10 protein-coding genes and 1 pseudogene are annotated in these 14102 nt (G+C 63.6%); 5 read left to right on the plus strand and 6 right to left on the minus strand.

Translation table 11 applies throughout. From position 1 onward, the window contains the following. Positions 1 to 33: 33 nt before the first annotated feature. From RXV95_RS14195 to RXV95_RS14215, 5 genes and pseudogenes are all read right to left on the minus strand, one after another. Positions 34 to 894, minus strand: coding sequence for a class III extradiol dioxygenase subunit beta (locus RXV95_RS14195; protein WP_338466684.1), 861 nt, complete (start codon positions 892 to 894; stop codon positions 34 to 36). A 112-nt stretch (positions 895 to 1006) separates the two neighbouring features. Then, positions 1007 to 1435 (minus strand): annotated as a pseudogene (gene ligA, locus RXV95_RS14200) (protocatechuate 4,5-dioxygenase subunit alpha); the annotation flags it as partial. Beyond that, complete coding sequence (locus RXV95_RS14205) at positions 1432 to 2457, minus strand: amidohydrolase family protein (protein ID WP_338466685.1); 1026 nt, start codon at positions 2455 to 2457, stop codon at positions 1432 to 1434. The gene RXV95_RS14205 and the pseudogene ligA, both read right to left, overlap by 4 nt. Continuing rightward, positions 2454 to 3329 carry a DUF1932 domain-containing protein gene (locus tag RXV95_RS14210; protein WP_338466686.1) on the minus strand — a complete coding sequence of 292 codons (876 nt, stop codon included), beginning with the start codon at positions 3327 to 3329 and terminating at the stop codon, positions 2454 to 2456. The genes RXV95_RS14205 and RXV95_RS14210 overlap by 4 nt, the downstream gene beginning before the upstream one ends. A 63-nt stretch (positions 3330 to 3392) precedes the next feature. After that, positions 3393 to 4547 (minus strand): LysR family transcriptional regulator, encoded by a 1155-nt coding sequence (locus RXV95_RS14215; RefSeq protein WP_338466687.1) that lies wholly within the window; start codon positions 4545 to 4547, stop codon positions 3393 to 3395. 113 nt (positions 4548 to 4660) lie between these two features. Here RXV95_RS14215 and ligK point away from each other — a divergent pair, with 113 nt between their 5' ends. The 5 genes from ligK to RXV95_RS14240 all read left to right on the plus strand — a co-directional run bounded on the left by ligK (position 4661) and on the right by RXV95_RS14240 (position 11344). Further along, complete coding sequence (gene ligK, locus RXV95_RS14220; protein WP_338466688.1) at positions 4661 to 5335, plus strand: 4-carboxy-4-hydroxy-2-oxoadipate aldolase/oxaloacetate decarboxylase; 675 nt, start codon at positions 4661 to 4663, stop codon at positions 5333 to 5335. Continuing rightward, positions 5328 to 6395 (plus strand): 4-oxalomesaconate tautomerase, encoded by a 1068-nt coding sequence (locus RXV95_RS14225; RefSeq protein WP_338466689.1) that lies wholly within the window; start codon positions 5328 to 5330, stop codon positions 6393 to 6395. The genes ligK and RXV95_RS14225 overlap by 8 nt, the downstream gene beginning before the upstream one ends. 92 nt (positions 6396 to 6487) lie before the next feature. After that, positions 6488 to 7372: an amidohydrolase family protein gene (locus RXV95_RS14230; protein ID WP_338466690.1), complete on the plus strand. Its 885-nt coding sequence runs from the start codon at positions 6488 to 6490 to the stop codon at positions 7370 to 7372. 294 nt (positions 7373 to 7666) lie between these two features. Continuing rightward, on the plus strand, positions 7667 to 10837 hold the full coding sequence (locus tag RXV95_RS14235; RefSeq protein ID WP_338466691.1) for a TonB-dependent receptor: 3171 nt from the start codon (positions 7667 to 7669) through the stop codon (positions 10835 to 10837). A gap of 90 nt (positions 10838 to 10927) precedes the next feature. Then, positions 10928 to 11344 carry a secondary thiamine-phosphate synthase enzyme YjbQ gene (locus RXV95_RS14240; protein ID WP_338466692.1) on the plus strand — a complete coding sequence of 139 codons (417 nt, stop codon included), beginning with the start codon at positions 10928 to 10930 and terminating at the stop codon, positions 11342 to 11344. 96 nt (positions 11345 to 11440) lie between these two features. On the opposite strand, the gene clpB is transcribed toward RXV95_RS14240, so the two are convergent. Continuing rightward, on the minus strand, positions 11441 to 14023 hold the full coding sequence (gene clpB / locus RXV95_RS14245) for an ATP-dependent chaperone ClpB (protein WP_338466693.1): 2583 nt from the start codon (positions 14021 to 14023) through the stop codon (positions 11441 to 11443). Between the last annotated feature and the right edge of the window lie 79 nt (positions 14024 to 14102).

A 14102-nucleotide genomic window follows, 5' to 3' on the forward strand; every position in this document is an offset into this window, starting at 1 on the left:
CCCGCCCCCTCCCGAAAGCGGGAGGGGGGATAATCAGGCCGTGACCGTCTCTTCCTCGACCGGTTCGAGCACAAGGTGCCCGATCGCGGTGTTGGAGCACGGCACGTGATAGTGGCGGTGGAGGCATTTCGTCTCCTTGCCCAGCGCACCGCGCATGATCAGCCACATGACCATCTCGATCCCTTCGGAACCGGTTTCGCGCAGGTATTCGATATGCGGAATCCAGCGCAATTCGTCGGTGGTGCCGATCAGCTTGTCGAGGAACATGTTGTCCCAGTCCCTGTTGATCAGCCCGGCGCGCGGTCCCTGCAACTGGTGGCTCATGCCGCCGGTGCCCCAGATCTGCACGTTCAGGTCTTCGGGGAAGCTTTCCACCGCGCGGCGGATCGCTTCGCCCAGCGCCCAGCAGCGATTGCCCGAGGGCACCGGATAGGTAACCACGTTGACCGCCAGCGGAACCACCTTGCACGGCCATTCCTCTACATCGCCGAACATCATCGACATCGGCACGGTCAGCCCGTGATCGACGTCCATCTCGTTGATGATGGTCATGTCGAATTCGTCGAGGATCAGGCTTTGCGCCACGTGCCAGGCCAGATCGGGATGGCCGATCACGTCGGGCACCTTGCGCGGCCCCCATCCTTCGTCCGCGGGGGCATAACGCTCACCACAGCCGATCGCGAATGTGGGCACGATCTTCATGTCGAAGGCCGATGCGTGATCGTTATAGACAAGGATCACGACGTCGGGCTTTTCGGCCTTTTCCCATTCGCGGGTCCATTCGTACCCCTTGAAGATCGGGCCGAAGTAATCGTCCTTGTCCTTGCCGAAATCGTGCGCGACGCCCAGCAGCGGAACGTGGCTGGAGGCGACGCCTGCGGTAATGCGGGCCATGTCAGTTGCTCCCCTTGCTGTCTTTGTGCGGAGCGCCATTGCCGAAGTCGGCATCGGCCCCCGAAGTATCCTTTACCGCCGTCGCCTGACTGGCACCGGCGCCCGCAACCGCGCGATTGGCGCGGATCGAACGATTGCCTTCGGGGGAACGCCCGCCGGCAACCATCATCGCGGTATATTCCTCGAAGTTCATGTCGGTCATCGTGCTGACTGCCTGTGCGAAGCTGAAACCGTCGGTGCTGAACAGCTTGGCAAGGAAATAGACGTTGCCGCCAAGGTCCAGCAGCTTGTTGTAATCACGCGCCAGCAGCGCCGCCTTGCCTTCGTCGGAGATGTCCCACTCGTCGAGATAGGCCTTTTCGTCCGCCTTGAAGCGTTCGCGGTTCTCTTCCTTCATCAGGCTCATCGCGAACTGGTTTATCCAGTAGCCGCGCCGCGCCCGGGCTGCGGTGTAAACGCGCGTGCCGGGAATATCGTCGAACTCCGCAAGGTATTCGTGGATGTTCTGCGTGGGTCGTGGCTGGTTGCGGGCGTCGGTCACTTGCCCATCTCCTTCAGCTTGGCGTCAAGGCGCGGGAACACGCGGCGGGCATTGCCCTCGAAGATCGCGTGGCGCGCCTCGTCGGAAATGTCGAGAGCGTCGACATAGCGCTTGGTGTCGTCGAAATAATGGCCGGTCTGCGGGTCGATCCCGCGCACCGCGCCCACCATCTCGCTGCCGAACAGGATGTTCTTGGTGTCGATCACTTCATTGAGAAGGTCGACGCCCGGCTGGTGATAGACGCAGGTATCGAAATAGACGTTGTTCATCACGTGCCCGTCGAGGCTCGGCTGCTTGAGCATGTCTGCCAGCCCGCGATAGCGCCCCCAGTGATAGGGCACCGCGCCGCCGCCATGCGGGATGATGAAGCGCAGGTTGGGGAAGCGGCTGAACAGATCACCCTGGATGAACTGCATGAAGGCCACCGTATCGGCGGCGATGTAGAACGCGCCGGTCGCATGGAGACCGGGATTGCAGCTCCCCGAAACGTGGATCATGGCGGGCACGTCAAGCTCGCACATCGCTTCGTACATCGGGAACCAGTATTCGTCGGTCAGCGCCGGGTGTTCAAAATGGCCGCCGCCCGGATCGGGGTTGAGGTTGCAGCCGATGAAGCCCATTTCCTCAACGCAGCGGCGCAGTTCCTTGATGCTCGCCTTCAGGTCCGCCTTGGGCGATTGCGGCAGCATGCATACGCCGGTGAACGTTTCGGGAAACAGGTCCACCACGCGCGCGATCAGGTTGTTGCAGTGGATCGACCACGCTTCGGAAACCTGCTGGTCGCCGATATGGTGCGCCATTGCGCTGGCGCGCGGGGAAAAGATCGTGTGATCGGCGCCGCGTTCCTTGATCAGCTTCAGCTGGTTCTGCTCGATCGTCTCGCGGATCATGTCGTCCGGGATCGCGGGGTAGGCGGGCGGCGCGGAGCCGTCCTTGAACGCGGCCTTCTGCGCCTCGCGCCACGCGTTGTGCGGTTCGGGAGCGGTCGTGTAGTGACCGTGGCAGTCGATGACGAGGGTCAATTCATTTCTCCGGTAAGAGCCCCGTTCGGCCCGGACGACGGTGAGATACTTTCGTCGGGACCGAACGGATCGAATGCAGCGCCCGCCATGTCGCGCTGGCGGCGCACGGTGCCGGCGGTCATCACCGGCTCCACGCCCAGCGCCGTCAACGTCTTGGCGGATTCTTCCATTTCGGCGGCGCGGCGCACCCCGTGGGTGGTCATGCGCTCAAGATTGTAGGCCGCGCGTTCGGCCCAGCCGATCGTTTTTTCGCTGGCGTCGAGCGAGGCGAGCACTTCGTCCGCCACGCCCGCCGCATCGGCGGCGAGCATCATCTCGGCGGTCAGTGCCTCGACACCCTTGACCATGACCGAACGGATCATCTTGATCGCGCTGGCGCGGCCAACCTCGTCGCCCACCACGCGCACGTTGGCGTATCCCACGGCGCGCAACGCGTTAGCGGCTTCGCCCGCGGCAGGCCCGGAAACCAGCAGCGGCACGTTCATGCGCGCCGGGTTCACCGGCGCCAGAACCGCCACATCGACATAGCGCGCACCGGCGGCCTCCACGGCGCGCGCGGCGGCGCGCTTCGTTTCGGGCGCGACGGAGTTCATGTCGCACCACAAGGCGCCTGGCTTCAGCAGCGGTGCATCGCCTTGCGCCGCGTCGAGCGCGGAATCCGCCGTGACGAGCGACAACACCAGACCGGCATCGCCCAACGCCTGTTCGGCCGAAGCACAGACCACAACGCCCGCCGCTTCCATCGCCGCGCGGCGCCCGGAATCGATATCGAAAGCACGCGCACCCGATTCCCACCCTGCGGCGTCCGCGAAGGTCGATCCGGCCTCTCCGAACCCGATCAGGGCCAGCGTGGTTTCAGGCGTACTCTCCATGACCATGCGTCCTGCGTCGATGCGCGCGCACGGACAAATGAATAGACCGCGCCATTCATAACTTTATGCGAATTCATCGGCGGCCACTTCGCGAAGCATCGCCACGAAGGCAGCCTGTGTGGCGGTCGGCCGCCAGCCTTCGCGCGTGGTGATGCCGATGGTGCGCGTAACCGGAACCGGCGGCGGCAGGGTTTTCAGCACACCGCCGCGCAGTTCCACCGCAAGCTGGGCCGGGCTGAGCAAGGTCAAAGCATCCGAACCGAGCAGGAGTTCGCGCACCGCGAGCACGGACCCGCACTCTATCCCCACGTGCGGCGGCTCTGCCCCGGCCGCGCGCATCATGTCTTCCCAATAATGCCGCAGCGGCGTGCCGCGCGGCGGAAGTATCCACGGATAGGCGAGAAGCGCGTCGCTATCGACCACGGGCGCGCGAAGCAGCGGATGGTCCGCGCGCATGATCATCGCCGGCTCATCCTCGAACACGGCCTCTTGCGCCAGGTCGTCCAGCGCCGTTGCCTCGCGCAATGCGCCCAGCATCAGGTCGACCTCGCCATCGCGCAACGGGCCGGCCAGTTCGGCATGGCTGCCTTCGACCACCACAACGTCCACGCCCGGATGCGCGGCATGGAACCGCAGGACGCTTTCGGGCAGCCAGCGCGCGCGGCAAAGCGGCATCGCCCCGATCACGATCCGCCCCGCCGCGCGCCCCTGCCATGCGGCGACTTCGGCCAGCCCGGCGCGCAGTTCAGCCATTGCCAGGCCAAAGCCGCGCACGCGCCGTTCACCGGCCGGAGTCAGCATGATGGAGCGTCCGTGCCGGCCGACCAGCCGCTGGCCCAGCGCAACCGACAGGTCCGCCACCGCGCGGTGGAGCGATGCGGCGGAAAGCCCGGTCGCTTCGGCCGCGCCGGCATAGGAACCGGCCCGCGCCAGCGCCAGGAAAGCGCGCATCTGCGTGCCGGTAACGCGCGGGGAACCGATATGTGCAATCGCCGCCTCGGCGCGCGGCGCCAGCAGGCGGGCGGGCTCGGTCGGCGTCATCCCGCCAGACCCGCGTTCGAACAGCGCACAGTCTAGTTCAGCCTCGAGCCGGGCGATGGCCTGGGTCAGCGCGGGCTGGGTAAGGTTCACGCTGCGCGCCGCGCGCGTCACGCTGCCATGGCGGACCGTGGCGGCCAGCACGGCGAAGTGGCGGACGTTGGGCGCGGGAAGGATCATGCAATACTCGCTTAGCATTTCCTTATGGGGCGCGGCAAACATTGCATTGGCCGCGCGCGCACCCGTGGGCGCATGGCGCGCATCAACACGAATTTCCAACCGGGAGCAGGCACATGGCAGGCATCGTCGTCCAGAATATCGAGCGGGCTGACCCCGCAATCGTAGACGCACTGGGCAAGTGCGGCGTTGCCACGGTTCACGAAGCGCAGGGCCGCACGGGGCTGCTCGCCAGCCATATGCGCCCGATCTATCCCGGCGCGCGCATCGCCGGCTCCGCCGTCACGATCAGCGCGCCTCCGGGCGACAACTGGATGCTCCATGTCGCGATCGAACAGTTGCACGATGGCGACGTACTGCTGCTCGCCCCCACTTCCCCTTGCGAAGACGGCTATTTCGGTGACCTTCTGGCCACCAGCGCGATGGCGCGCGGCTGCCGGGGTCTGATTATCGACGCGGGTGTGCGCGACGTGCGCGACCTTACCGAAATGGGCTTTCCCGTATGGTCGAAAGCGATCTTCGCGCAAGGCACGGTCAAGAACACGCTGGGCAGCGTGAACGTGCCGGTGGTCTGCGCCAACGCCGCGGTAAACCCCGGAGACGTGATCGTGGCCGATGACGATGGCGTGGTCTGCGTGCCGCGCGAAAAGGCGGCCGAAGTGCTCAAGGCCGCGCAGGCGCGCGAAGCCAACGAGGGCGAAAAGCGCGAAAAGCTGGCGAGCGGCGTGCTGGGCCTCGACATGTACAAGATGCGCGAACGGCTTGAGAAGGAAGGGTTGAAGTATGTCTGAGCCTCACTCGGCCCCCTGCATGTGGATGCGCGGCGGGACGAGCAAGGGCGGCTACTTCCTCAAATCCGACCTGCCCACTGACACCGCCAAGCGCGATGCATTCCTTTTGGGCGTGATGGGCAGCCCCGACCCGCGCCAGATCGACGGGATGGGCGGCGCCGATCCGCTGACCAGCAAGGTGGGCGTGGTCAACAAGTCGGCGCGCGAAGGGATCGACGTCGATTACCTGTTCCTCCAGGTCTTCGTCGATCAGGCGATCGTTACCGACCAGCAGAACTGCGGCAACATCCTTGCCGGCATCGGCCCTTTCGCGATCGAGCGCGGTCTGGTGCAGCCGACCGGCGACGAGACGCGCGTGGCGATCTTCATGGAGAACACCGGACAGGTCGCCGTCGCCACCGTGCAGACGCCGGGCGGCACAGTCTCCTATTCGGGCGAGGCGCGGATCGACGGCGTGCCCGGCACGCACGCGCCCGTGCCACTGGAATTCCGCGACACCGCCGGATCGAGCTGCGGCGCGCTGCTCCCCACCGGCAACGCGGTGGACGTGATCGAAGGCGTGGCCTGCACGCTGATCGACAACGGCATGCCGTGCATCGTCTTCAAGGCCGAAGACGTGGGCGCGACCGGCTATGAAAGCCGCGAGGAACTGGAAAGCGAAGCCTTCGCGCCGATCCGCGCGAAAATCGAAGCGATCCGCCTTGCCGCCGGGCCGCTGATGAACCTTGGCGACGTGACCGAGAAAAGCGTGCCCAAGATGACGCTTGTCGCTCCGCCAAAGCATGGCGGCGCGGTGACAACGCGCGTGTTCATCCCCAAACGCGCCCACGCCAGCATCGGTGTGCTGGGCGCGGTGACGGCGGCAACCGCGTGTCTTGTGCCCGGATCGCCCGCCGCCGAAGTGGCCGTGATCCCCGAAGGCCCACGCAAGACGCTGAGCATCGAACATCCCAGCGGCGAGATGAGTTGCGTGCTGGAAGTGGACGACAACGGCGACGTGAAAACCGCCGCCCTGCTGCGCACCGCGCGAAAGCTGATGGACGGCGTGGTGTTCGTGTAATTCGTCGTCCCAGCGAAAGCTGGGACCGCTTTCGGCCAGCGCCGACCAAGAGGATGGAGATCCCGGCTTTCGCCGGGATGACGGAGTAGAAGATGACCGCCAACGAACACCAGCGCATCGTTTCCTGGCACGCCAACCCCAGCAAGCCGCGCTACACTCCGCCCGCCGGCGCGATTGACGCGCATTGCCATGTGTTCGGGCCGATGGCGCAGTTCCCGTTCAGCCCCAAAGCAAAATACCTGCCCGAAGACGCCGGGCCTGACATGCTGTTCGCGCTGCGCGACCATCTGGGCTTTTCAAAAAACGTGATCGTGCAGGCAAGCTGCCACGGCACGGACAATTCCGCCACGCTGGACGCCATTGCGAAATCGAATGGAAAGGCGCGCGGCGTGGCCGTGGTCGATCCCGCGATTTCCGAAGCGGAGCTTGGTAAACTGCACGAAGGCGGCATTCGCGGCATCCGCTTCAACTTCCTCAAGCGTCTGGTGGACGATGCGCCCAAGGACAAGTTTCTCGAAGTCGCGCAGCGCTTGCCCAAGGGCTGGCATGTCGTGATCTATTTCGAGGCGGACATCCTTGAGGAACTGCGCCCGTTCATGGACGCGATCCCCGTGCCGCTGGTGATAGACCACATGGGCCGCCCCGATGTGACGCAAGGGCCGGACGGCGCGGACATGAAAGCCTTCCGCGCGTTCCTGAACAGCCGCGACGACATCTGGTTCAAGGCGACCTGCCCCGACCGGCTGGACGTGGAAAACGGCGATCCGTGGAATGCCTTTGCTAATGCAGTGGCCCCGCTCGTTTCCGATTACAGCGACCGCGTGCTGTGGGGCACCGACTGGCCGCATCCCAATATGCAGGCCAACGTGCCCGACGACGGCCACCTGGTCGACATGATCCCGCGCATCGCGCCAACCGAAGCGCTCCAGCGCAAGCTACTGATCGACAACCCGACGGCACTTTACTGGGCGGATTGACCCCAACTTCCTCGCCGCCTGGTGTGGCAAAATACTTCCGAAAACTTGCACGTTGCGCATTTCGTCGCAGGCGGCGAAGTCTTGCGACTGTTGCGCATCTGCAACATTTGGCAAAACAATACCGTTACATGAATTTTTTTTCATTGACGGTTTCACCAGAAACTTCACGCTGCAATTCATCCGTGTCGTGCGATTCACGTTAGTGAATGATTCAACCGGTTTTTGTTCACGAATGGGCTGTGCCGGAAGCCGGGGGGCTTCCGAAAATGCCAGCCACATACGGGGGAATAATACATGAAGTTTTCGCTAAATTCGGCGTTGCGACCTGCTGTGTCGGTTCAGGCACTGGCCGTCATGCTCGCCGCGGCCTCGCCTGCATGGGCGCAGGCTGATGCCTCGGTTACCGATACAACCAACTGCGTGGATGCCAATCTCGATGGCGTCTGCGATGACAAGGACGTTTCGGCCAATGGCGACGTTGCCGCCAATGGCATGATCACCGTCACTGGTTCGCGCATTGCCCGCCCGAACTACGATACGGTAGAACCTTCGATCGTCATCAGCTCCGAACAGATCGAGGCGCGCGGTTTTGACACGCTGGGCCAGGCTCTGAACGAACAGCCGTCCTTCGGCGTCCCCGGTTCCTCGCCGGTCGGCGGTCAGTCCGACTTCGGTCAGGGGCAGAGCTTCGTCAACTTCCTTGGGCTTGGTTCGCAGCGTACGCTGACGCTGGTCAATGGCCGCCGCTTCGTCTCGTCGAACACGGCCTCGATCTTCGGCCCCACCGGCGCAGGCAGCCAAGTTGACCTCAACGTGATCCCGACCAAGTTGATTGAGCGCGTTGACACCATCGCCGTGGGCGGCGCGCCGATCTACGGTGCCGACGCTATCGCCGGCACGATCAACGTGATCCTCAAAAAGGATTACCAGGGCTTCGAGCTTGATGGTCAGTACGGCACCAGCAGCATGGGAGATGCGCGCAGCTATCGCTTCCGCGGCCTTGCCGGCGTGAACTTCAACGACGGTCGCGGCAACATCACGATTGCCGGCGAATACAACAAGAGCGACGGCCTAACCGGACCGGAGCGACCGGTGTTCGCGCGCGGCACGTTCTTTCGTAACTCGAACGATCCTGCTTCGGGATTCACGCGGGCGCTCTACTATGATCGCCGCATCCCGTCGATTTCGGAAACCGGTTCGCCGATCGTCGGCCTGGCCGCCTATGGCCTCGACTTCAACTTCCCCGATTATCAGGGACCGATATTCGGCCTTCCCGCCGGCTACAACGGCGCGGTGCAGGACGCCAATGGCAACCAGCTGAAATTCGACCCCAACGGCAATCTGATTCCGATCGATTTCGGCACCTACGCTGGCAGTCCCGGCAGCTTCGGAATCGACTTCGCCGGCGGCAACGGCTTCAGCCTTGTCCCGACCACGAACCTGCTGTCCGAGATCGAACGTTACAGCACGATCGCCACACTGAGCTACGAACTGACCGACAGCATAAAGTTCTCGGGCGAAGCATGGTATTCGTCGAGCAAGGGCACCAACCTGCGTGATCAGCCGGTTTACAACTCGGCGCTGTTCGATGCCGCGGGTACGCCCGACGGCAACATCGTCGTCAGCATCGACAACCCGTTCCTGTCTGACGCAGCACGCCAGTCGATCGTCGATTCGATCAACAACAACCCGTTCTCCGACCAGAACTTCCTGGGCGTGAACCAGGATTACTTTTACCTGGGCCGAGCTAATACCGACCTTGCCAGCGGCCGTTCGGTCGGCAAGGTGGAAGTGATGCGTTTCGTTGGCGCGCTCGACGGTTCGTTCAACTTCCTCGCCGGTCCGTGGAACTGGGAAGTCGCGGCCAATTACGGCCGTTCGACCACCAAGAGCACGGTCCGCAGTCTGGTGCAGCAGAACTTCGAGAACGCGGTTGACGCGGTTCTGGATTCGAGCGGCAACATCGTCTGCCGTCCGGGCTATACCAATGCCTCGATCGCCACGATCAGTTCGACCTGCGCCCCACTTGATCTGTTCGGCACCGGAAAGGCCTCGCAGGCTGCGCTTGACTACATCACCGCGCTTGCAACGCCCAAGTCGACCAACGAGTTGACCGACCTGACGGCGTACATTTCCGGCCCGGTGTTCAGGTTGCCCGGCGGCGATTTCTCGGTTTCGGTCGGTTACGAACACCGCATCGAATCGCAAGACTTCCAGCCCGGCGACTTCTTTCGTGGCGAACTGCAGTCCGATGGCAGCTATGCGTCGTATGGCCGTTCGGTGCCGATCCAGCCGGTCTACGGCAAGTATCATACCAACGAGTTCTCCGGCGAGTTTCTGGCCGAGATCATCAGCCCCAACACTGGCGCACCGATCAATCTGCTCGAGGTCAAGGGTGCGGGCCGCATCGTCGATCACTCGATCGCCGGTTCGGACTTCACCTGGACACTGGGTGGCCGCCTCGGGATCATCAAGGACATCACGTTCCGCGGAAACTATACGCGTTCGATCCGCGCGCCCGCGATCACTGAAGCGTTCAACCCGTCGAGCGAATACTTCGGCTTCGCGGTGGATCCGTGCGACGCGGCGAACATCGACAACGGCCCAGATCCGGCAACCCGCGCGGCGAACTGTGCCGCTGCCGGCATCACCCAGCCGTTCAGTTCGCTGTCGAACAGTCGTTCGTTCCACCAGGCGATTTCCGGCAACCCCACCCTCAAGAACGAGGTTGCCGACAGTTGGACGATTGGCGCGGTCATTCAGCCGAGCTTCTTCCCGCGCTTCCGCATGAGCGTCGACTATGTCGACATCAAGCTGAAGGACGTGATCGACCAGCTGTCGGGCAGTCAGGTCGTGGCGAACTGCTATGACTCGACCGACTTCCCGGGCAACCAGTTCTGCGGCCGCGTGACGCGCGATTCGAGCAACCAGATCTCGTACATCGAGACCGGTTACTTCAATTCGGCGCTACTGCGGTACAAGGGCATACTGGGTTCGCTTGAATACCGCATCCCGCTGAAGATCGGTTCGACGCCGGGCACGGTCGGCTTTCAGGTCAGCTACCAGTACCTGGATACGCTGAGCTCACAGGCCGATGCCAACTCGACGCCGAGCCAGACCGACAACAGCATCGGGTATTCGCAGCACAAGGCTGTTGCCACGCTGAACTACAGCAACGACAGCTTCGACGTGTACACGCAGGTATCCTACCTCGGTAAGACCAAGATCGATCCGCAGGTTTCGGACACTTACTATCCCAACGGGTACAACGACGTACCGGCGATTGCTTTCGTCAACTTCGGTGCAAGCTGGGATATCAACAAGCACCTGACGATCCGCGGCGTTGTGGACAATGTGTTCGACCAGCAGCCGCCGTATCCGTACCCGGCGACGGGTGGCACGATTACGTACTTCCGTGGCGTGCTGGGCACCTATTTCCGCATCGGCGCCACCGCGCGGTTCTGATCGCGGCTTTCCGGCCCGCAATTGGGGCGGTGCGGCTTCGGCTGCGCCGCCCCTTTTCTTTTGCGTGCCACTTTGCGATTTGCCTGCACCATGCGGCAATCCTCGACCCTGATCACCATCTCCACGCCCGGACGCGGCTTGCATGAAATCACGCAAGAAATGGAACGCTGGGCCGACGCCCAGGAAATGCGCGAAGGGCTGCTGACGGTGTTTTGCCGCCATACGTCCGCTTCGCTGACCATTCAGGAAAACGCCGCGCCTGCCGTGAAGGACGATGTCGTTGCATGGCTGGACCGGGTGGCACCGGAAGGGCCGCACTACGACCACGACGACGAAGGGCCAGACGATATGCCCGCGCACCTGAAAGCGATACTCACCGGCGTATCCTTGTCGATCCCGATGACGGATAGACGCCTCGCGCTTGGAACATGGCAGGGCATCTACCTGGTTGAACATCGCCGCGTCGCGCACCGACGCGAAGTTACGCTTCACCTCATGGGCGAATAGGCCGCCGGGCATCTGCCCCCGTCCGCAAAAAGAAAGGCGCCGCTTCCGACTTGGGGGAAGCGGCGCCCGGGCGCATAGCGGCAGAGGAAGAAGCCGCTACGCGACGACGTTGAACGTCAATGCCCCGTCGCCTTCGTCGATGGTGACGGTGGCGCCGTCGGGGATTTCGCCCGCCAGCAGCTTTTCGGCCAGCGGATCCTGAAGATAGCGCTGCACCGCCCGCTTCAGCGGACGCGCGCCATAGACGGGATCGTACCCCACGCGGCCCAGCCAGCGCTTTGCGCCATCGGTAAGGTCGAGCACGATCTTGCGATCCTTCAGCAGTCGCTGCACGCGGTCTACCTGGATCTCCACGATCGGCCCCATGTGCTCCTGGCCCAGCCGGTGGAACAGGATGATCTCGTCCAGCCGGTTCAGGAATTCGGGCCGGAAATGCGCCCGCACCACTTCCATCACCTGCGGCTCGACGCTTTCCACGTCCTGCCCGTCTTCCATGTTGGCAAGGTACTGGCTGCCAAGGTTGCTGGTGAGGATGATCAGCGTGTTGGTGAAGTCCACCACGCGCCCCTGCCCGTCGGTCAGCCGCCCGTCGTCAAGCACCTGCAACAGCACGTTGAACACGTCGGGGTGCGCCTTTTCGACCTCGTCGAACAGCACGACCTGATAGGGCCGGCGCCGCACCGCTTCGGTCAGCACGCCGCCCTCGTCATAACCGACATAGCCCGGAGGCGCGCCGATCAGACGGGCGACCGCGTGCTTTTCCATGAACTCGGACATGTCGATGCGGACCATCGCGCTGTCGTCGTCGAACAGGAACCCGGCCAGCGCCTTGGTCAGCTCGGTCTTGCCAACGCCCGTGGGGCCAAGGAACAGGAAGCTGCCCAGCGGCCGGTTCGGGTCCTGAAGGCCCGCACGCGCGCGGCGCACGGCCTTGGACACGGCCTGCACGGCCTGCTCCTGACCGATCACGCGTTCGCCGATCACCTTTTCCATCTGGAGCAGCTTTTCGCGCTCGCCCTCCATCATCTTGTCGACGGGGACGCCGGTCCAGCGACTGACGACGGAAGCAATGTCCTCGTCGGTCACTTCCTCGCGAAGCATCGCGTTTTCGGAATGCGCCTGCGCTTCGGCCAACTGCTTTTCCAGCGCGGGGATCGCACCATAGGAAAGCTCGCCCGCCTTGGCGAGATCGCCAGAGCGTTGCGCCTGCTCCAGTTCCAGCCGCGCCTGGTCAAGCTGTTCCTTCACCTTGCCTTCGGCGGCAATCTTGTCCCGCTCGTTCTGCCAGCGCGTGGTCAGTTCGCTCGATTGCTGTTCAAGGTTCGCCAATTCCTCGCGCAGGGCCGAAAGCCGGTCCTTGCTGGCCTGATCGCTTTCCTTTTCGAGCGCGGTTTCCTCAATCTTCAACTGGATGATCCGCCGGTCGAGCGCCTCGATCTCCTCGGGCTTCGATTCCACTTCCATGCGGATGCGGCTGGCGGCCTCGTCCATCAGGTCGATCGCCTTGTCGGGCAGGAAGCGGTTGGTGATGTACCGGTTGGAAAGCGTCGCCGCCGCCACGATCGCGCCATCGGTGATGCGCACGCCGTGGTGCAGTTCGTACTTCTCCTTCAAGCCGCGCAGGATGGAGATCGTGTCTTCCACGGTCGGCTCGTCCACGAACACCGGCTGAAAACGGCGCTGCAAAGCGGCGTCCTTTTCCACATACTTCTGGTATTCATCCAGCGTGGTGGCGCCGATGCAGTGCAGTTCGCCACGCGCGAGCGCTGGCTTCAAGAGGTTGCCGGCATCCATCGACCCTTCGGACGCGCCGGCACCGATCAGCGTGTGCATCTCGTCGATGAACAGGATGATGTGGCCTTCCGCGCCCTTCACTTCGTCGAGCACGGCCTTCAGCCGCTCCTCGAACTCGCCGCGATACTTCGCGCCCGCGATCAGCGCGCCCATGTCGAGCGCCATCAACTGCCGGTCTTTCAGGCTGTCGGGCACGTCGCCATTGGCGATGCGCAGTGCGAGGCCTTCGACGATGGCGGTCTTGCCGACGCCGGGATCGCCGATCAGCACCGGGTTGTTCTTGGTGCGCCGCGCGAGGATCTGCACGGTGCGGCGGATTTCCTCGTCGCGCCCGATCACCGGATCGAGCTTGCCGTCCTTCGCCGCCTGCGTAAGGTCGCGCGCGTATTTCTTCATCGCGTCATAGGCGTTTTCCGCCCCGGCGCTGTCCGCCGTGCGGCCGCCGCGCAGTTCGGTGATCGCCGCTTCCAGCGCCTGCGGCGTAAGGTTCGCGGCCTTCAGCGCCTTGCCCGCCTCGGTCGTGCCCGCAAGCGCGAAGGCCAGAAGCAGACGCTCTACCGTCACGAAGCTGTCGCCGCTCTTGGTCGCGATCTGCTCGGCCTGGTCCAGCAGGCGCACGGCGTCGTTATCGAGGCCGGGCGTCTGCTGGGCGCCCGAGCCGGAGACGGCCGGAATCTTCGCCAGCGCCTTGTCCACCTCTTCCTGCGCGAAGCCGGGATTGCCGCCCGCGCGCTGGATAAGGCCGGAGGCCATGCCCTCGCCGTCTTCCAGCAAAGCCTTCAGGATATGCTCGGGCGTAATCCGCTGGTGGTTCATGCGGATGGCTACGGTCTGCGCCGCCTGCAGGAAGCCCTTGGCGCGATCTGTGAATTTTTCGAGGTTCATATGGGGTCTCGGTTCCTCCTCTGAAGCCCGAGATAGTGTTGCTATTGTGCAACACAAGGACATGGATCAAATTTTTCGA

Origin of the sequence: Novosphingobium sp. ZN18A2 (assembly GCF_036784765.1) — a bacterium.
Classification (GTDB): domain Bacteria; phylum Pseudomonadota; class Alphaproteobacteria; order Sphingomonadales; family Sphingomonadaceae; genus Novosphingobium.